General features: G+C 65.8%; 1 protein-coding gene. It reads left to right on the forward strand.

Going from position 1 to position 231, the window contains the following annotated elements:
* A partial coding sequence (locus SB773_RS35000; RefSeq protein WP_410595189.1) for a hypothetical protein occupies positions 1–231 on the forward strand: 231 nt, incomplete at both ends.

Raw genomic sequence — 231 nt, forward strand, 5'->3', positions numbered from 1 at the left:
TATGAAGTGGTGTTCACCCCCAGCAGCGGTCGAGGTATCGCCGAGTACTGGGAGGATGCGCTTCGCGTGGAGGATGCCACCGCGGTCGACGTCGCGCAGGGACAGATCGTCGCCGGGATCGATGGCGTGCTGGACTCCTACGGCGTGATCTCCGGTGTGGTCGAGACGGCGGGGACTCCATCGGGTGATGCCCTCGTCGAGGCTTTCCAGGGCGGCAAGCCGGCAGGAATG

It is taken from the genome of Bacillus sp. SIMBA_074 (assembly GCF_046534555.1).
GTDB lineage: Bacteria > Bacillota > Bacilli > Bacillales > Bacillaceae_G > Bacillus_A > Bacillus_A mycoides.